The following is a 19,442-nucleotide window of genomic DNA, read 5'->3' on the forward strand; positions in this document are numbered from 1 at the left end:
CCGGTCCTGTCCGATGCGATATGGGGCCGACAGCGGAATGGCGGCTTTTGGCGTCCGAAGAACGATAGCGGACGTTCAGCGGGTGGGTCCGGCCGCAGCAATGGCCATTCGCAACCCCGTAAAGACAGCGAGCCGCTGGACGTTTGGCGTAGTAAGTTTTGCGCTCGCTACCTACGCAAATTGGGCGTATCGTGGCATATCGTCTGTTGCTAATAAATGAGCCGGCGACTGAGAGCGCAAGACTCTCGCATTAGACTAGGCGCGCTAGGTTCCACAACTACTCGTCGCGCTCACCAGACCATCTGCCTCTGCTGAAACCTCTTTTGCTCGGTTCCGGCCAGTATTGCTTTTGCCAATCGGAAGAGGAGCGTTCTGATGCAGATCATCCAAACCCGCCGCCGATTCCTGGCCGGCGCTGCAATGGCAGGCGCTGCCGGTATCGTCGGTCTTCCAGGGTCACTCCACGCGGAACCCCCGTTGGAAACGACCACGGTTCGTCTGCCGCTGTGGGTCGGTAGTTCCTACTGTTGGGCAGGTGCGTACATCGCCGGAGAACTGATGCGCGCCGAGGGTCTTACCGATGTCCGCTACGTAGAAGGCGACAGAAGCGTCAACCAATCGGTGTGGATCGCACGCGGTGAGACCGATTTCTCCGTGAACTTTGCGCCGAACCAGGTCGCGTCGATCGCCGCCGGCGTTCCGATCAAAGTGCTGACCGGGTTGCACTCCGGATGCCTCGAACTGATCGCCAAGGAGAGCATTCGCAGCGTCACGGATCTGCGGGGCAAGAGAGTGGGCGTGAACGGTTTCAACAACTCGCGGCACGTGTGGCTGTCCCTCATGTCCGCCTATGTCGGACTCGATCCAGTGAACGATATCCAATGGGTCTTGACTAACGATGTCAAGCCGACGGAACTCTTCGTCGAAGGGAAGATCGACGCATTCCTCGGGACGCCGCCCCAGCCGCAGGAGCTGCGCGCCAAGAAGATCGGCCACACGATCCTCAACAATGCCGTCGACCGCCCGTGGTCACAGTATTTCTGCTGCATGATCTCGGCCACGACGGACTACGTGACAAGATACCCGGTGGCGACCAAGCGGGTCTTGCGATCCATCCTCAAGGCCGCCGACCTCTGCGTGTCGGATCCGGAAGGGGTGGCGCAGCAGATGGTCGATCGCGATTTCGAGACCAGCTATGACTACGCGCTCCAAACTCTGAAGGACATTCGGTACGACCGCTGGCGGGAATTCGATCCCGAAGACTCCTTGCGGTTCTACGCACTGCGCATGCAGGAGACGGGCATGATCAAGTCGAGCCCGCAACAAATTATCGCCAACGGAACGGACTGGCGCTTCCTCGACGAGTTGAAGCGTGAGCTGAAAACCTGATCCCATCTGTCTCGAGGGGAGACGTAGACATGCAAATCATCCAGAGCCGCAGGCGCTTCCTGGCCGGCCTGACGGCTGCCGGCACCGCAAGCCTCGTCGGCGCTCCAACTCGAGTTCTTGCCGAGCCAGGACCGGAGACCACACGCATTCGCTTGGCCAAGATCCCTAGCATCTGCGTGGCGCCACAGTATGTTGCAGAGGACCTGCTGCGCGCTGAGGGCTTTACCGAGGTTGCCTATGTCGCCACAGGCCCCGGTGCGGCCACGGCCTCGGCGGTGGCGAATGGCGAGATCGACTTTAGCCTCAACTTCGTGACAAATTCGATCGTCGCTTTGGACTCCGGTGCGCGGCTCACTCTGCTCGGCGGCGTCCATCCCGGTTGCTTCGAGCTGTTTGCCAAGCGCGGGATCGACAGCGTCGTCGATCTGAAAGGCCGGAACGTCGGCGTCCAAGGGCTCGGTTCGGGGCCGCATCTGTTCCTCGCCAGCATCGCGGCCTATGTCGGCCTCGATCCGGCGCGCGACATCAACTGGGTGGTGGACCCGGCGGTCAAGCCCAAGGAGCTGTTCGCGCGGGGCGACATCGATGCGTTCCTGGGCTTTCCACCGGACCCGCAGGAATTGCGGCGCAGCAAGGTCGGGCACGTGATCGTCAACAGCACAGTGGACCGACCTTGGTCGCAATATTTTTGCTGCATGCTGTCCGGCAACAGCGATTTTGTGGCCGCGCATCCGGTTGCTACCAAGCGGGTGCTGCGCGCCATCCTCAAGGCCGCGGATCTATGCACCGCCGCGCCGGCCCTGGTTGCCGAGCGCTTGGTCGCGGGCGGATTCGCCAGCCGCTACGATGATGCGTTCGCAGCGATCAGCGAGCTGCCCTACCGGAAATGGCGGGACTACGATTCACCTGACACCGTCCGCTTCTATGCGCTGCGGCTGAAGGAAATCGGTTTGATCGGCTCCACACCCGACAGGATTATCGCGGAAGGTACGGACTGGCGTTTCCTTAAGGAGCTCAAGCGCGAGATGAAGACGTGAGCCGCTGGTCGACGCGTGCGTTGCTGCTCCTCGCCCTCGTCGCTGAGCCTGCGCACACCTCGGCGCACGAAGCGTCGGCGCACGCCGGGGACAGCGAGCGCCTGCCGATGATGGGCGCTGCACCGGATTTCACGCTGACATCGCAGGACCACAAGCCGGTGTCGCTGCGCGACTTCCGCGGCAAGGTGGTCGCCATCGCCTTCATCTACACGTCCTGTACCGACGTCTGCCCGATGCTGACCGCCCATATGGCCAGCGTGCAGGAGAAGCTGGGCTCTGCGTTCGGATCGAAGATCGACTTCGTTTCGATCACTGTCGACCCGGAGCGCGATACGCCCGATGTCTTGAAGGAATATGCGCAGAATTTTGGCGCCGATCTGAAGGGCTGGTCGTTTCTTACCGGTGATCCGGCGGTCGTCCATGAGGTGGGACGGAAATACGGGGTCATCGCGAAGAAGGCGGCGAACGGAGATGTCGACCATACCTTGTTGACGTCGCTCGTAGACCCCAATGGCATCTTGCGAGTACAGTATCTTGGTGTCCGGTTCGACGTGGAGGAGTTCCGGGGTGACCTTGTCAGCCTCTTGGACGAATCCAAATAGCATAGCGAACCGGCTCGTTGGCTGGGTTGCCCGGCTGCCGGCCCGCGTCCAGACCAAGCTCTTGATCGCGTTCCTGTCGATCGTCGGCCTGCTGATCGTGCTCGGGGCCGTCGGGTTGCAGGTGCTGAGTGGGGTCAACGATCAGACCAACGAGTTGATCAAGCTGCAGCGCAGGATCGCTGCCTACCGCCAGGTACAGCACGATACGACCACCCAGCTCTACGGCATCTCCACCGCCCTGTTGCTTCAGGACGACCGGATGCTGGATGCGGCGCTGCGCCAGCTCAATCAGTTCGGCTACGACCTCGACCGCATGGAGTTCGTCGCCAAAGCCGAGGTGGAAGTGCTTGGCCAGGTCAGGCAAGAGTACGAACGGCTGACGGCTGGCGGGACGCACGTGGCAGACCTCGTCCGCGCCGGCCGCACGGAGGAGGCGCGGAAGGTTCAGCTTGATGAAATCGTACCGTCGGCTGATCGCCTCGAGCGGCTGACAAACCAGCTGGTCAACATCGCCGAAGCCGACATGGTGGCGGCCATCGAAACGACCGAGGGTGCGTACGGCACGTCCAGACTGATCGTGGTCTCGTTTGCGGTCGGCAGTATCCTGCTGGCGTTGGGGCTCGGCTACATCATCTCCTGGTCGTTGATCGAACCGGTCAAGAAGATCGAAGCGCGTCTCAGCCAGATAGCGGCCGGCGACTTCGCCCAACAGGTTGCCGTCGCCAATCGCGACGAACTTGGAGTGCTCGCCGCTAACGTCAACCGGACCTCCGACCAGCTGGGGCGCCTGTATCAGGAGATTGAGACGCGCACCCAGCAGCTCGATGAAGCCCTTCAGCAGCAGACAGCCACTGCAGACGTTCTGAAGGTCATCAGCCGCTCTACTTTCGATCTGCAGGTCGTGCTTGATACGTTGGTGGAATCGGCTGTCAGACTCTGCCGTGCCGACAAGGGTGGTATCGTGCAGTTGCTGGATGGCGTATTCCGCTATGTGTCGACGCATGGCTACCCGCCCAGTTTCCGTGCTTATGTCGACGCCAATCCACTTCCAGCGCTTGCCGCAGGCCGAGGCTCCGCCGTAGGGCGCGTAATCGAAGAACGGCGGATCGTGCAAATCGAAGACGTGACCGCTGATCCGGACTACCGCGTTGCCTTGATCGCTGAGGCAGGCGGATTCCGCACCGTCCTCGCTGCCCCGCTGTTGCGGGAAGGTGATCTCGTTGGCGTATTCGTCATGACGAGGGTTGAGCCGCAACCTTTCAATCCCAAGGAGATCGCGCTCGTCGAGACATTCGCCGACCAGGCGGTGATCGCCATCGAGAATGCGCGGCTCTTCGAGGCGGTGCAGTCACGGACGCGCGAGCTTGCCGCGTCTGTTGGTGAGCTCGAGGCGCTTGGTGAGGTGAGCAAGGCGGTCAATTCGACGCTGGATCTCGACACCGTGCTGAAAACGATCGTCGCCAAAGCGGTCCAGTTGTCGGAGACGGATGCTGGCACCATCTACGTGTTCAGCAGCACGCGGCAGCAATTCCGTCCGCGCGCAAACTTCGGTATGAGCGATGAGCTTATCGCTGCAGTCTCACACCAGACGATCGGGCTGGCCGACATGGGGATCGGCGACGCACCCGAGCGCTGCATGCCGGTGCAGTTTCCCGACCTCAGCGAGGAGACCTCATCCTTCCTTGTAAGAAAGACGATCGTCGAAGCCGGATATCGCGGTATCCTGATCGTTCCGCTGCTGAGGCCCAACAAGATCGTCGGTGCACTGGTCGTCCGGCGCCACAAGCCAGGTGTCTTCCATGAGCAGGTTGTCCACCTGCTGGAGACCTTCGCAGCCCAATCGGTGCTCGCGATCCAGAATGCCAAGCTGTTCCGCGAGATCGAGGAGAAAGGCCGGGAGCTGGAGGCAGCCAGCCGCCACAAGTCCCAGTTCCTCGCGAATATGAGCCACGAGCTCAGGACACCGCTCAATTCGGTCTTGGGCTTCACAGAACTGCTGGTCGACGGCATCTACGGCGAACTCCCGGACAAGGCAAAGACGACCGTCGCGCGCGTGCAGGCAAACGGCCGTCACCTCCTCGGGCTCATCAATGACGTACTCGACCTTTCCAAGATCGAAGCCGGCCAGCTCACGCTGGCGGTCGAGGACTACTCCGTCGCGCAGATTGTTCGATCGACCGTTACGGCAGTCGAGCCGCTGGCACGAGCGAAGGGTCTTGAGCTTTCAACGACTGTTGCCAAGAACCTTCCAATCGGCCGCGGGGACGAACGCCGTTTGACGCAGGTCCTGCTCAATCTTGCAGGCAATGCCGTCAAGTTCACCGAAACGGGTGCGGTCGACATTCTTGCCGATGCGGTCGACGGGCACTTCGAGATCACCGTCCGAGACACCGGTCCCGGCATCGCGTCCAAGGACCAGGCTCTCATCTTCGAAGAATTCCAGCAGGTCGACAACAGCAGCACCAGGCAGAAGGGTGGCACAGGTCTTGGCCTGGCGATCACAAAGCGCATCGTCGAGATGCATGGTGGGACCATAGACGTCGAGTCCATGCTCGGGTCAGGATCGACATTCCGGCTGAAGATACCAATCCGGGTGAATGAGGACGCGAGGGCGGCATGAGCAAACGAATCCTGATGGTGGAAGACACCGAGGACAACCGCCAGATCATTCGCGATCTCCTTGCCACCACCGAATACGAACTGATCGAGGCGGCGGACGGCGCCGCCGGAATCGCTGCAGCCGGAGCGCACAGGCCAGACCTGATCCTTATGGATATTCAGCTCCCGGTGATCGACGGGTATGAAGCGACACGCCGCATCAAGGCCGACCCGGCGCTCCGGCACATTCCGATTATCGCCGTCACCTCCTACGCGTTGTCGGGCGACGAGGCGAAAGCCCTTGCTGCTGGGTGCGATGGTTACATTGCCAAGCCATTCAGTCCGCGCCAGCTGCTTTCCGAGATTCGCGGGTTCCTTTCTTGAAGGAGGCAGTGCCTTGCACGATCCACCTCGCATTCTCGCGGTCGACGATACTCCGGAAAACCTCGAGATCCTGCGCATGCGCCTCGAGGCGAACGGCTACGAAGTTGCAACCGCCGCCGATGGTGAAGAGGGGCTTGCGAAAGCCCGCGAACTGACGCCGGATCTGATCCTCCTCGACATCATGATGCCGAAGCTCGACGGTATCAGTGTGGTACGTATGCTCAAGCAGGATGTCTCGCTGCAGGCGATTCCGGTCATCCTCGTCACCGCCAAAGCCGACGCGCGCGACGTGGTCGAGGGGCTCGATGCCGGCGGCGACGATTATCTGACGAAGCCATTCGAGCACCAGGCGCTGCTGGCGCGCGTGCGGTCTATGCTTCGTCAGAAGGCGCTTCACGATACCGTCGCAAGCCAAGCCGTGCAGCTTTCCGATTGGAACCGCTCGCTCGAGCAGACCCTGGCGGAGCAGGTGATCGAGATCGAGCGAATGGGCCGGCTCCGGCGTTTCCTGCCCGAGCAGGTCGCCGACCTCATCCTTGCGGCGGGAAATGGCGACACGCTTCTGCAAAGTCACCGTCGCGAGGTGACCGTCGTTTTCTGCGATCTACGCGGCTTTACAGCCTTCGCCGAGACTGCCGAACCTGAGGAGGTGATGGCGGTTCTTGGCGAATACCACGCCTGTCTTGGTGAACAAATCGTCCGCCACGAGGGAACTCTTGAGCGATTCGTGGGCGACGGTATCGTCGTGGTTTTCAACGATCCACTGCCCTGCGCCGACCATACGGAGAGAGCCGTCCGCATGGCGACGGCGATGCGTGATGCGATTGACGAGCATTCAGAGCAATGGCGCAAGCGCGATCACTTGCTCGGCTTCGGAATCGGCATCGCCCGAGGCCATGCAACCATCGGGCGGATCGGTTTCGATCAGCGCGCCGATTATGCAGTGATAGGCACAGTGTCGAACCACGCCGCCCGATTATGCGAGGAAGCCAGGCCACGCCAGATTCTCGTCAGCCAGCGGGTCGTTGGTGCCGTCGAATCACTAGTTGAGTCCGTCGCCGTTGGCGAACTGACGCTGAAGGGTTTTCGCCGACCGATGCCTGCCTATGAAATTGTGCGGTGGATCGGTCGGCCAAGCTAGGGATCACTGTGCCTAATGAGATAGATCGCCTCCTGCGCAATCGACTGAATGGGCCATACAAGGATGCGGGCAGCTAGACCGATCAGGATCGGATGGCCTTTGAGTTCCATGGCCGTTGCTCCTCGCTCGGGGAAACTTCCCAACGTCAGTAGATGGCCGTAGCGGATGAGTGCAGCGTCCGTGGCGCAAGCCAGCCCTCTGCGAACGCGAACTTTGGACCGATCCAGTCGTCACCTGGGATGAACTCGAACGTCTCGAATTGGTTCGAGAAGGCGCCTTTTGGCAATTACCCGATGGATCCGTTTGTCAGCGCCCTGGAAGGTACGAGGGTTCCGTAAAGGGCTTGGCCTTGGATGAGAGCATTGCCCTCGCCACGAACGTTGAGAAGGCGTATGGTCGTTAATCGTTGGCTGAAAGCGTTCTTGGCCAGCGACTGAAGAACGACAGAACTCCCGCCTTTATACAGGGCGTGCTCCAACTCGCGATTACTCGGCGCGCTCACGCATTGTCCGTCCTCTACTGGCGTCATTGGTTGATTCCTAGGGACGATCAATTTGCCAAAGGAGCGTCCCGATGAAGCTAATGCAGGATCGTCGCACATTCCTGGCCGGCCTGTCGGCGATCGGTGCCGGGCTCCTCAATGTTCGCACATCCAGTGCGGCCGGGGAGCCTGCTCTGGAAACGACAACCGTCCGCTTGGGGCAGTGGGTCGGAGGCGCTTACTGTTGGGCGTCCATCTACCTTGCCGGAGAACTTCTGCGCGCCGACGGTTTCACCGATATCCAATATGTCGAAGGCGACACCCACATCGACAATTCCAAGTGGCTCTCCGCCGGCCTGATCGATTTCGACATGAACATGCCGTCGATGCACATTAGGTCCATCGACGCCGGCGTGCCGGTCAAAGTGCTGATCGGCGTGCATTCCGGCTGCTTCGAGTTGATCGGCAACGACAGCGTCCGCAGCATCAGGGATCTGCGTGGCAAGCGCGTCGGGGGAGGGTCGGTGGAGTCGCATCCTCACATCCTGACGGCCCTCATGGCCAACTATGTCGGGCTTGATCCCGTGCACGATATTGAGTGGGTGGAGGGAGAACAGGCCCCGATGCAAATGTTCATCGACGGCAAGGTCGATGCCTACATGGCTGGTCCGCCCGAACCGCAGATCCTGCACGCCCGGAAGATCGGCCATACGATCGTCAACAACGGGACCGACCGCCCGTGGTCGCAATATTTTTGCTGCATGGTGGCTGGCAATGCGGACTATGTGAGCAGATACCCGGTCGCGACGAAGCGGGTGTTGCGCGCCATTCTCAAATCCGCCGACCTGTGCGCTTCTGATCCGTCGTTGGCGGCACAGCAGCTCGTCGATCGAGGCTTTCTGCCCAACTATGACGAAGCGCTTGGGACGCTGAACGGTGCTCAGCACGACAAGTGGCGCGTGTTCGACGCGGAGGACAGCGTGCGGTTCTATGCACTGCGCATGCAGGAGACTGGCATGGTCAAGTCGAGCCCGCAACAAATCCTGGCCAACGGAACGGACTGGCGTTTCCTCAACGAGCTCAAACGCGAGTTGAAGGCCTGAGACCCTAGCAGACGCAGTCACGCCTTGGCGCTGGTCATAGCTCGGGCGAGTGAGCACGACGCGCCGAAGGACGAGCGCCTGCCGACAATCGGACTGGCTCAGGACATCACGTTGACATCGCAGGACGGGACGCGCGTGTCGCTGCACGATTTTCGCGGCGACCAACGCGGCCGGATGGTGGCAGCAACCAGCCTCCAGATATTAGTTGTCTCTGGAGGACTGCTGTTTCGCGGGAGCAGCCGTTTCCATCAACAGCAACCCCACGGCAACAAATGTCGCAAACGTGTTATGTTGTCTGTTCGCTCGAATGTCCGCTTTTGGGTTACGGCTTTGGGCTGCTCAACGGCCGACATGCTGCGCAAAGCTGCCAATCACGTCGTGGCAGACGTATTTTGCTTCGGGTCAGAAGGTGCGTTCGGCTGGTCGGCGCCTCCGCCGTGCTAATCGCCGGAGCCGCTGGCCCTTAGGCTGCCTACTAGCTTCGCCTTTCGAAAGCCGCCGTTACGGTTTCGGCCCAAATGCGGCCGCGCTCATAGCGCTATGGTCAAAATGCATTGATAGACCCTCTTTGTGGATAGAACACAGGCACCGCTCGCATGGAAACTAGTCGTCTTCTTGGTCGTTTGGTTCGCCACACCATACGAGAGAATACGAAGGGAACGGCTTGGCGAACCATCCGCTAACGTGTTGATTTCCTGTAGAAAATGGTGACCATCCGGGCCCCATCATAAGCTTTGATTTTGCACTAAAAGCGGCCAAGTAAGATGCGGGCGCAGGGCCGGTGGTACTGGCCGCCGCACGGCCACCTAAGAGCCATCGCCGGGACGTTTTAGACAATCGCGACGGCATGGGACGCGAGCCAGCAGCCAAACGACCACATAAGTTTATTCGTTTTTGACCAATACGCGCGAGTGGATTCCTGTAATCTTCGGAAAAACACCGGGATAACCGGGCCAACCAGAAAGGTCGGGGAATGAAATACGTCGTCGATACGATCGGCGGTCCCGCAGGCGGTGATGCCTGGCAAGCCGCTGTTACCGAAGCCTATTTTCCACTCGACACCGAGTATCGGAACCGTCGCGAATTTTCAGGCACGCTGGAAACCTTCTCTCTCGGGCTCGTCAGCGTGTCTAAAATGCGCTGCGATGCCGTAAGCTATCGCCGCCATCGCCGCCACTTCCTCAACGAGCGTGACGCCAGCCTGCTCATCACCATCCCGGAGATGTCGGAGGTGAATTTCTCGCAAGGGTCGAGAACCGTCAATTGCAGTCCGGGGGGCTTCCTCGTCGAGAGGGGGGATGCGCCTTACGAATTCTGGCACGGCAAGCCAAACGCGCTGTGGGTTCTGAAGGTGCCGTCATCGAGCGTTCGGGCACGTATCGGATCCGCCGAACGGCTCAGTGCGCTCAGTTTCGACGCGACCCAAGGCATCGCCGCGCTCTTCCTCGACACGGTGCGAACCACGATCGGCCATCTCGATGAGATCACGGAAGTCGCTCGTGAGATGATGGGCAGGCACATCCTGGAAATGCTATGCCTGTCGATCGTGAGCGACGATCGCGTGCTGGACAGCAACATCTCGTCGATCCGGGCCGGCCATTTGCATCGCGCCGAGCAGTATATTCGCGACAACCTGAAGAATTCCGGCCTCGGCCCGCAGACGGTGGCCGACGCCTGTGGCATCTCCCTACGTTACCTGCAGGTTCTTTTTCAGGACAGCAACCAGTCGATCAACGGCTTCATCCGCGACGCCCGGCTTGAACTTTGCGCCGAGGAGCTGATGTCGGTGACCAACATCAGCAGCGTTGCCGAGATCGCTTACCGCTGGGGCTTTGCTGACCAGTCTCAGTTCTGCAAGCACTACCGGACTCGGTTCGGCTGCGCACCGACCGATACCCGTCGCGAAGCAGCGAGCCGGGCGGGCCGCGCTTCGACATCGAGAGAGCGCCACTAGACCCGACGAAATCCGGGCCATTCCACCATTTATTGCAACGTCACCCCGGCGAGGGGCGGCGAAGGCGGGGCTTTGCCCGCAAAGACCCTGCGAAGGAACTGTCATGAGCCGAATTAGAGTTGCCGTCGATGTCGGAGGGACCTTCACCGACATCTGTATCATGGACGAAAACAGCGGCGCGATCCGCATCGAAAAGACCGCCTCCACGCCTGACGATCCCATGCAGGCCATCATGAATGGCGTGGAGCAGGGCCGCATCGATCTTTCGCAGGTGACGATGTTCTCTCATGGCACGACGGTCGCCACCAATGCGTTGATCACCCGCCGCCTGCCACGCACCGCAATGGTCTGCACCGAGGGTTTCCGTGACGTTGTCGAGATCCGTCGCGCCAACAAGGAAGATCTCTGGGACACCTACAAGGATGTCGCCAAGCCCTATATCCCGCGCCGCGACCGGCTGACTGTCCGGGAACGGGTCAGTGCCGAGGGCACGATCCTGGAGGCGCTGGACGAAGAGGCTGCGCGCGGTGTCGCCGACATTCTCAAGAAGCGGCAGGTCAAGTCCATCGCCGTCTGCTTCATGAACTCCTATGTCAACGGCGCCAACGAGCGCAGCATGCGTGAGATCCTGAAGGAGACGATGCCGGATGTGCCGGTCTCGATCTCTTCCGAGGTCATGCCGGAAATCTTCGAGCACGAACGTTTTTCCACCACCATGGCGAACGCCGTCTGTGCCCCGGTCGTCGTCGACTATGTGTCCCGTCTTGGAGAAAAGCTTGCGGCGGCCGGATACATGCGAGATCTGCTGTTGCTGCACAGCGGTGGCGGGGTCATGACACCCGCGAGCGTCAAGGATTTTTCAGCCCGGCTCGCAGGATCGGGCATCGCCGCCGGCGCGATCGCGAGCCGTTTCATCGGAAATATCTGTGGTTTCCCCAACTCGATCGGCTTCGACATGGGCGGCACCAGCACCGATGTCTCGCTCGCATGGAACGGGGAATCGCGCATCACAAAAGACTGGTACATCGAATTCGGATATCCGATCCGCTTCCCCTCCATCGAAGTGCTGACCATCGGTGCGGGCGGCGGGTCGCTGGCATGGCAGGACGAAGGCGGCAGCCTGCGCAACGGACCGCAGTCCGCCGGCGCCTTTCCAGGTCCGGCCTGCTACAAGAATGGCAACCGCACCGCCACCAACACCGATGCCAATGTCGTGCTCGGTCGCCTCGGCACCAGCCTTGCAGGCGGCAAGATCATGCTCGACCCAGCCTTGGCCGCGCAGGCGGTGCAGGAGACGGTGGCGGCACCCTTCGGCATGGAACTCCATCAAGCGGCCGAGGCGATCATCGCCGTCGCCAACGCGAACATGGGCAACGCCGTCCGGCTTCTCTCCATCAGCCGAGGCTATGACCCGCGCGACTTTGCACTCGTCGCATTCGGCGGTGCCGGCGCTTTGCACGGAGCCGCCGTGGCCAAGGAGCTTTCGATTCCAACCGTGATCGTGCCGCCCAATCCCGGCGTCACCTCCGCGCTCGGTTGCCTTCTCGTCGACGTGCAGCACGATTTCTCCGAAAGCTTCATGGCCGATGCTTCCACTGTCTCGCCCGCCGAGATGCAGACGGCGTTTGTTCTCATGGAGAAACAGGCCGTTGAGCGTCTGGCCCATGAGGGCGTGGCGCAGGAAGACATGGCGCTGCAGCGCACGGTCGAGATGATGTACCAGGGCCAGTGGCGCTCGCTTGCCGTGTCGGCGCCGGCGCGGATCGAGAGCATCTGCTCGTTGATCGAGGCCTTCCACAACGAGCACGAACGCGAGTTCAACTATCGCCGCGAAGAGGCGCCGGTGTCGATCTTCCGCATCGCGGTCAAGGCGATCGGCATCGTTCCGAAAGCCGAGATACCGCGGCACGAAGTCTTGCCTCATGTGCCCGAGCCCCTCGGACGCCGCGGCGTCTGGTTCGACGGCGTATCTCACGATGCAGCCGTGTATGAACGCGGCCAGCTCAGCGCCGGCGCTGCATTCACAGGCCCTGCCATTGTCGAACAGTTCGATTCCACCACCGTGGTTCCGCCGGGAATGAGCGCGACCGTCGATGGCTTCCTGAACATTCTCATCGTGACGAAAGGCTGAGACATGACAAAGCTGATTGAAACGAGCCCTGGCCTCGATCCGGTAACGTTCGAGGTGCTGAAGAACTCCTTCATCACCACCGTCGACCAGATGGCCGAACAGATGCTTCGCACCTGCTATTCCTTCGTCATCTACAACCGAGACTTTTCAAATGCCCTGCACGACGCCGATGGCAACTCCGTCGCCCAGGGCAACTACGACATCGCGGTCCATGTCGGCACACTGCACAACACGTGCAAGGAGGTGATCCGGGTCTTCGAAGGCGACATGGCACCCGGCGACGTCTACGCAATCAATGATCCTTATGCCGGCGGTACGCATTTCAGCGATGTTCGGCTCGTCCGGCCGATCTTCGACGAAGACAAGCTGATCGGCTTCTCCCAGTCGAACGGCCACTGGTCGGATCTCGGCGGCTCGGTGCCGGGCTCCTTCGACGTCACCGCCCGCGACATGTTCCGCGAAGGCCTGCGGATCACGCCGTTGCGGCTTTTCCAGCGTGGCCGCTTCTGCTCCGACGTCGCCAACATGATCGCGGCCAACACGCGCGATCCGGCATCGATCATTGGCGACATCCATTCCCAGGCGCAGGCGACGCAGGCTGCCGAGCGCGAACTGTTGCGTCTGGTCAAGAAGTACGGCCGCGACCAGGTCATGCGCGGTATGGAGGAGGTTCAGGACTACGTCGAACGTGCCGTGCGAAAGCGTCTCGCGGAGCTGCCCGACGGCACCTGGGAGACGGTCGACTACATCGACCGGGATCTTGGTGCCGGCGAAGGCATGATCCCGATCCGCATCAAGATGACGATCAAGGGCGACACGATCCACTACGATTTTACGGGAAGCCATTCGACCATTGCCTCAATGTACAATTCCGCCCCGGGCGCGACCTTCTCGGCCGTGGTCGCCGGCATGAAGACCTTCTTCCCGGACCTCCCGCTCAACAGCGGGTTTTACCGGATGATCGAGGTGACCGCGCCGAAGAACAGCATCGTCAGCGCGGAATGGCCGGTGGCGGTGACCGGGTTCCTGATGCCGTTCGAAAAGATCATGAACGCGATCTTCGAGATGTGGTCGAAGATCATGCCCGAACGCGCTATCGCCTGCGCCTTCAACCTCGAATATCTGCTGGCCGGGGGACGGGACGCGCGCAAACCCGACAAGCCGATCTTCATGTTCTACGAATGGCTGCCCGGCGGCTGGGGCGGGCGCAACGGCAAGGATGGTGCCGATGTCACCACCGCCTGCTTCGGAACCGGGCTGATGTCGCAACCGAACGAAGGCAACGAGCGGGTGAACCCGACTCGGACGATCGAGTTCCAGATCAAGCAGGATTCAGCCGGGCCCGGCAAATGGCGGGGCGGCGTCGGCGTGCAGAAAACCTCGTTGTTGCTTGAGGCTGAAAATGCCGTCATGTCCTATATTTGCGATCGCGAACGCGCCGTCGTCTGGGGTGTCGAAGGAGGCCTGCCGTCGATGCCCCACGGCTTGACCATGAAGCGCGCGGGAGAAGAGACCGAGATCTGGCTCGGCTCCGTGCTCTCCGATTACTCCGTCCACACAGGCGACCAGTTCGCTCGTCCGACGGCCGGCGGCGGCGGTTTCGGCGATCCACTGGAGCGCGAGCCCCGCAAGGTGATGGAGGACGTGATCGACGACTACGTTTCTCTGGGGCGCGCCAAGAGTGACTACGGCGTGGTGATCCGTGAAATCGACCGCGACCTGTGCCAGTACGAAGTTGACGAGACGGCAACCGAGGCCTGCCGTGCCGACATCCGGGCGAAACGGAAGGGCCGGGCGCGCATGGATCCTGAGGAGGTCGCGCGCAAATACCGCTCCGGCGAGATCGATACGCTCGATGCGGTTCGGCACTATGCCGTGATCCTCGACTGGGAGAAGGGCGAACTTCTTCCCAAAACCACCGCCCAGTTCCGTGAGAGCTTTGAGAAAAGGACGGTCGCCCACTGGGCCTGAGCGCCAAGGAGCGCGCCGCCAGAGTTATCTGTTTTTCCGATACCATATTCAAAGAATTACTATTTCACAGGAGCCTAAAGCTGGAGCAACAATGCTGCGGCGCCGCGAAAGTTGGCTGCTTCCGAGGGGTATGACAGATGGCACCAAGCGTGGAACGGTCGTTCACCGCAGTCAGCACACTTGAAGAGGCAATGGCCGCACGCCGACAAGGTGCGGCGGTGCTTGCCGGCGGCACCTGGATGATGCGTGATCCACGGCGCGGGGTCGACCTTCCAGGGGCGGTGGTCGCACTCCACCGAATACGGGCCTTGTCCAAGGTCGAAATCGAACCGGACCATGTCGTGATCGGCGCAGCCGTTACCCATGCAGTACTTGGCCGCGCGTTGCGGGCGACAGTGGGTTTCGAAGGTTTGGTTGCCGCGGCGGAGGGTGCGGCCAATCCCGGCATCCGAAGGGTCGCCACCGTAGGCGGCAACCTCTGTGCCCTCGACTTTGCCGCCGCCGATCTCGCCCCTGCGCTTCTCGTCTGTGAGGCAACGGTGGAGCTGGAGACGTTCGAAGGCCCAAAACTCCTCGGTATTTCGGATTTCCTCAAAGACAGGCACGCGCTGCTGACCGAAGCGATTGTGTCGAGGATTCACTTGCGCCGCGACCTTGTCGCAAGTGCTCATATCCGCCTGCCGCTTCGGAAAGCCGGCGACTATCCGGTCGCCATCGTCTCCCTCGCGATGGACAAAGACAAACGATGTCGCATTGCCGTCGGCTCGGTGGAGCCGGTAGCACGGCGCTGGACGGCGCTCGAACAGGCCATGAGGTCAGGCCCGGCCTCAGCGCTCGATCCGGAACGCGCCGCCGAGCTTGCACTGGAGCACAATGATTTTCTGGGCCGCGACGGCAAGGAAGCTGAGGGTTGGTACCGGCGCCAGGTTCTTCCGCCGCTGGTCAAGCGCGGTGTCGCCGCACTTCTCGAGACCGGGGGCCTGGCATGACCGTGACATTCCAGCTGAATGGCGAGGACTGCCGCTTTGATGGCGATCCGATGACGCCGCTCGTCGACGTCTTGCGGCAGGAACGATTCCTGACGGGGACCAAAGCCGTGTGCCGCGAAGGCTTTTGCGGCGCGTGCACGGTGCATGTCGACGACGAAGCGGTGCCGTCCTGCCTGAAGCCGATTGGACTCGTCCAGGGATGCGCGGTGACGACCATCGAGGGATTGAGTTCCGGAAACCAGGCGCCGCACCCGCTCCAGGCCAATTTCGAGGCGGCCGATGCCGTCCAATGCGGCATGTGTTTTCCGGGAATGGTCATGAGCCTTTCGGCGTTTGTGCGTGACAATCCGCATGCGAGCCGTCCCGAAATCAAGGCCGCGATGGTCGGCAACATCTGCCGCTGCACGGGATATGAGCGGATCGTCGACGCCGTGGCCGACTGCCTCGACCAAGCGCGCAAGGCTGGCCAGTTGGTGGGAGGCATCCATGTCTGAGCTGTCCGCCACGGTGATGAATCTTCCCCGTCGCGATGCGCAGGACAAGCTGCGCGGGCGGACGAAATACACCAACGACCGGGTTCGCCCCGACATGTTGCATGCCGTGCTGCTGCGGTCGACCGTTCCCGCGGGGCGTATCCGCAAGCTCGACGTTTCGGCGGCACTTCGCTGTCCTGGCGTGCGGGCGGTGGCGACCGGCGCCGATGCGCCAGGACTCTACGGCATCGGCATTGCCGACCATCCGCTCTTGGCCATCGACACGATCCGCTATCACGGCGAGCCAATCGCCGTCATCGCCGCCGAGACGGAGAAGCAGGCGCGGGCGGCACTTGCCGCCATCGTGCTCGAGGTCGAGCCGCTGGCACCGGTGTTCACCATGGCCGAAGCGCTCCAGCCCGCCGCCCGTCTCGTCCACGAGGGCTGGCGCGGCTATGAGGTGATCACGGAGGGCGGTGCACGTGCCGGCAATATCGCATGGGAGGCAAAATCCAGTCGCGGCAACGTTGATGCTGCCTTCGCCCGTCCCGACATACGCATTATCGAGAGCAGCTTCACCGTTAGCCGGCAGAGCCATGTGCCCTTCGAACCGCGCGTTGCCATCGGCTCCTGGGAGGACGGCCGTGCTCACATCCAGACCTCGACGCAGGTGCCTTGGACCGTGCGCAACGTCACCGGAAGGGTCATGCAGCTTCCGCCCGGGCGTGTGCGGGTCACTGTTCCCCCTGTCGGCGGCGGGTTTGGCCTGAAATTCGATGCGTCCATCGAGCCGATCACGGCACTTCTGGCGCGGATGACCGGGCGCACGGTGGTCCTGGAAAACACCCGGCAGGAAGAGATGGCAACCTGCCTCTGCCGCGAGAATGCGGAAATCCGCATTCGGTCCGCTGTCACCGCCGAAGGAGACATCGCCGGACGCGAGGCGGTCGTGCTGATGGACTGCGGCGCGTATGGCGGTGAGCAGGTCTTCCTGACGACGATGACGGCGCACACGCTGGGCGGCAATTACAGGGTTGGGGCAACGCGGCTCGTCAGCCGCGCCGTATACACCAACACACCACCCAACGGGGCTTTTCGAGCTTGCAACGGCGTCTACAACACATTCGCGTTGGAGCGACACACCGACGAAATCTGCGATGCGCTAGGCTTCGACCCAATGGAGTTCCGGAAGAAAAGTGTCCTGGGAGATGGCGATCTCGGTGCCACGGGCCAGATTTTCGAGGCCGACGTGCTGGGTCCGATGCTCGATCGTATGGAGGCGTTGCGTGCCAGTACCGGCACATCAGAAGCGAAGGCCGACGGCAGGCTCTATGGAATTGCGACCACGGTCGGCACATGGTTCGTTTTCGTCGGGCCCTCGGCGGCGACGGTGAATTTGAACGCCGACGGCAGCGCAACGCTGGTCACGTCGGGTGTGGAGATCGGATCGGGCACGATGGTACAATCCCTGCCGCAGATCGTGGCTGGGCAGCTCGGCCTCGCTCCCGACCAGGTGATCGTGCGCGAAGCCGATACCGATGCCGCCGGTCTCGATGTCGGCGTTGGCGGTGGGCGCACCACCGTGTCCATTGGTGCCGCGAGCATCGCCGCCTGTGCAGAGGTGCGGGAGAAGCTGCTGCGGACCGCCGGCGAGATGCTCCAGACCCGACCGGAAGACCTGGTGCTGCGGGACGGTTGTGTCGAGATCACGGGACGTCCCGGTTCCGGCATGTCGATCCCCGCCGTCGTCGCCCATGCGCAGGCCACCACCGGCCCGATCACAGGAAGCGGAGCCTTTACCGCCAAGAACAATCCGGCAATGTCCGGCTGCGCGATGGGGCATTTCATCGATGCTCTCGACATCCCCGTCTTCGTTGTCCACGAGGCCGAGGTGGCGGTTGATGCGGACACCGGTCATGTCGAGGTGCTGGCCTATCGCGTGGTTCAAGATGTCGGCCGCGCGCTCAACCCGCGCGCCATCCTGGGCCAGATACAGGGCGGCGTGGTGCAGGGGCTGGGCTATGCGTTGCATGAGGAGGTGACGATCACCGCCGACGGACGCATCGCGCAGGACGATTTCGAGACCTATCGCCTGCCGTTGGCGCAGGACGTGGTTCCGGTCGCCGCCGACCTCTACGAGGGTGCACCGTCGATGGGGCCTCTAGGCACCAAGGGTGCGGGCGAGGTGCCAATCCTGGCCGTGGGCGCGGCGATCGGCTGTGCGGTGGCGCGCGCCATCGGCAAGCCGGTGCAGCAACTGCCACTGACGCCGCCGCGCGTGCTTCGACTGCTGCACGAGCGCGAACCACCGCCGGAATTCCCGCACATCGCCCCCGGCTGGGCAGCAAACACTCTGGGCTGAGGCAAGCAAACCATGGTCACCCTGAACTGCGACATGGGGGAAAGTTACGGCAACTGGCGCTTCGGCGACGATGCCGGCATCATGCCCCATATCGATTGCGCCAACATCGCCTGCGGCTTCCACGCCTCCGATCCATGGACCATGCTGAAGACCGTGCGGCTCGCGCTTTCGCATGGCAAACAGGTCGGCGCGCATCCTTCCCTTCCCGATCGCGAGGGGTTCGGCCGGCGCGAAATGAAACTTCAGCCAGAGGAACTGACAGCCGCCTTCCTTTATCAAATCGGGGCACTGACAGGGATGCTGGCTGCCGAGGGCGGGCAACTCGGCCATGTCAAGCCGCACGGCATCATTTACGGCATGGCCGCGCACGACATGGACACTGCCCGGGCAATTGCCGCGGCGGTCAAGCCGTTCGGCGTTCCGCTCTTCGGCATGGCGGGAACCTGTCACGAGACGGCGGCTGATGAACTCGGCGTTGCCTTCGTGGGCGAGTTCTTTCCCGATCTTGCCTACGCTCCCGGCGGTAGCCTGATCATCCCGCGCGTGCAGTCGGCCATCGACCTGACGCTTGCCGAGCACCGAATGGTGGGGGCGCTTACCCGACGCGAACTCGTCACGACAGACGGCACGGTCCGCCCGGTCGACTTCGACACCGTCTGCATCCACTCCGATCCGCCGAATGCGCGCGATGTCGCCGCGCTGATGCGGCGGATCATCGACACCCATTCCAAAAGCCTCCCATGATTCATTTTTCCGTGTCGTGAAGGCTCCGCGCATGGGATCGAAAACTATCTCGAACTCACACCCCGGACCATTCCCCCAAGCCC

The 19,442-nt window shown here is 61.9% G+C and carries 15 protein-coding genes; all 15 read left to right on the forward strand.

Annotated elements, in window-relative coordinates; all coding sequences use genetic code 11:
• Positions 1-375 precede the first annotated feature (375 nt).
• The 15 genes from AC1DZU_RS05810 to AC1DZU_RS05880 all read left to right on the forward strand — a co-directional run bounded on the left by AC1DZU_RS05810 (position 376) and on the right by AC1DZU_RS05880 (position 19,359).
• On the forward strand, positions 376-1,389 hold the full coding sequence (locus AC1DZU_RS05810; protein WP_477282611.1) for an ABC transporter substrate-binding protein: 1,014 nt from the start codon (positions 376-378) through the stop codon (positions 1,387-1,389).
• A 29-nt stretch (positions 1,390-1,418) separates the two neighbouring features.
• Positions 1,419-2,426 (forward strand): ABC transporter substrate-binding protein, encoded by a 1,008-nt coding sequence (locus tag AC1DZU_RS05815; protein WP_477282613.1) that lies wholly within the window; start codon positions 1,419-1,421, stop codon positions 2,424-2,426.
• Positions 2,423-3,028 carry an SCO family protein gene (locus AC1DZU_RS05820; RefSeq protein ID WP_477282616.1) on the forward strand — a complete coding sequence of 202 codons (606 nt, stop codon included), beginning with the start codon at positions 2,423-2,425 and terminating at the stop codon, positions 3,026-3,028. The genes AC1DZU_RS05815 and AC1DZU_RS05820 overlap by 4 nt, the downstream gene beginning before the upstream one ends.
• Positions 2,994-5,648, forward strand: a complete 2,655-nt coding sequence (locus AC1DZU_RS05825; protein WP_477282618.1) for a GAF domain-containing protein — start codon at positions 2,994-2,996, stop codon at positions 5,646-5,648. Before AC1DZU_RS05820 ends, AC1DZU_RS05825 begins: the two co-directional genes overlap by 35 nt.
• Positions 5,645-6,010, forward strand: a complete 366-nt coding sequence (locus AC1DZU_RS05830) for a response regulator (RefSeq protein ID WP_477282620.1) — start codon at positions 5,645-5,647, stop codon at positions 6,008-6,010. Before AC1DZU_RS05825 ends, AC1DZU_RS05830 begins: the two co-directional genes overlap by 4 nt.
• Before the next feature lie 13 nt (positions 6,011-6,023).
• Positions 6,024-7,151, forward strand: a complete 1,128-nt coding sequence (locus tag AC1DZU_RS05835; RefSeq protein WP_477282622.1) for an adenylate/guanylate cyclase domain-containing protein — start codon at positions 6,024-6,026, stop codon at positions 7,149-7,151.
• Between the two features lie 573 nt (positions 7,152-7,724).
• Positions 7,725-8,735, forward strand: a complete 1,011-nt coding sequence (locus AC1DZU_RS05840; protein WP_477282624.1) for an ABC transporter substrate-binding protein — start codon at positions 7,725-7,727, stop codon at positions 8,733-8,735.
• A gap of 24 nt (positions 8,736-8,759) precedes the next feature.
• Positions 8,760-9,179: a hypothetical protein gene (locus AC1DZU_RS05845; RefSeq protein WP_477282626.1), complete on the forward strand. Its 420-nt coding sequence runs from the start codon at positions 8,760-8,762 to the stop codon at positions 9,177-9,179.
• A 529-nt stretch (positions 9,180-9,708) separates the two neighbouring features.
• Positions 9,709-10,689 (forward strand): AraC-like ligand-binding domain-containing protein, encoded by a 981-nt coding sequence (locus AC1DZU_RS05850; protein WP_477282628.1) that lies wholly within the window; start codon positions 9,709-9,711, stop codon positions 10,687-10,689.
• Positions 10,690-10,792: 103 nt separating this feature from the next.
• Positions 10,793-12,820, forward strand: a complete 2,028-nt coding sequence (locus tag AC1DZU_RS05855; protein ID WP_477282630.1) for a hydantoinase/oxoprolinase family protein — start codon at positions 10,793-10,795, stop codon at positions 12,818-12,820.
• Positions 12,821-12,823: 3 nt separating this feature from the next.
• Entirely contained in the window at positions 12,824-14,791 is a 1,968-nt protein-coding gene (locus AC1DZU_RS05860) for a hydantoinase B/oxoprolinase family protein (protein WP_477282632.1), read from the forward strand.
• Between the two features lie 137 nt (positions 14,792-14,928).
• Positions 14,929-15,780 carry an FAD binding domain-containing protein gene (locus AC1DZU_RS05865; protein WP_477282634.1) on the forward strand — a complete coding sequence of 284 codons (852 nt, stop codon included), beginning with the start codon at positions 14,929-14,931 and terminating at the stop codon, positions 15,778-15,780.
• Positions 15,777-16,274: a (2Fe-2S)-binding protein gene (locus AC1DZU_RS05870; RefSeq protein ID WP_477282636.1), complete on the forward strand. Its 498-nt coding sequence runs from the start codon at positions 15,777-15,779 to the stop codon at positions 16,272-16,274. Before AC1DZU_RS05865 ends, AC1DZU_RS05870 begins: the two co-directional genes overlap by 4 nt.
• Positions 16,267-18,615, forward strand: coding sequence for a xanthine dehydrogenase family protein molybdopterin-binding subunit (locus tag AC1DZU_RS05875; protein WP_477282638.1), 2,349 nt, complete (start codon positions 16,267-16,269; stop codon positions 18,613-18,615). The genes AC1DZU_RS05870 and AC1DZU_RS05875 overlap by 8 nt, the downstream gene beginning before the upstream one ends.
• A 12-nt stretch (positions 18,616-18,627) precedes the next feature.
• Positions 18,628-19,359, forward strand: a complete 732-nt coding sequence (locus tag AC1DZU_RS05880; protein ID WP_477282640.1) for a LamB/YcsF family protein — start codon at positions 18,628-18,630, stop codon at positions 19,357-19,359.
• Positions 19,360-19,442 lie beyond the last annotated feature (83 nt).

The organism is Mesorhizobium sp. P2_A12 (assembly GCF_056405075.1).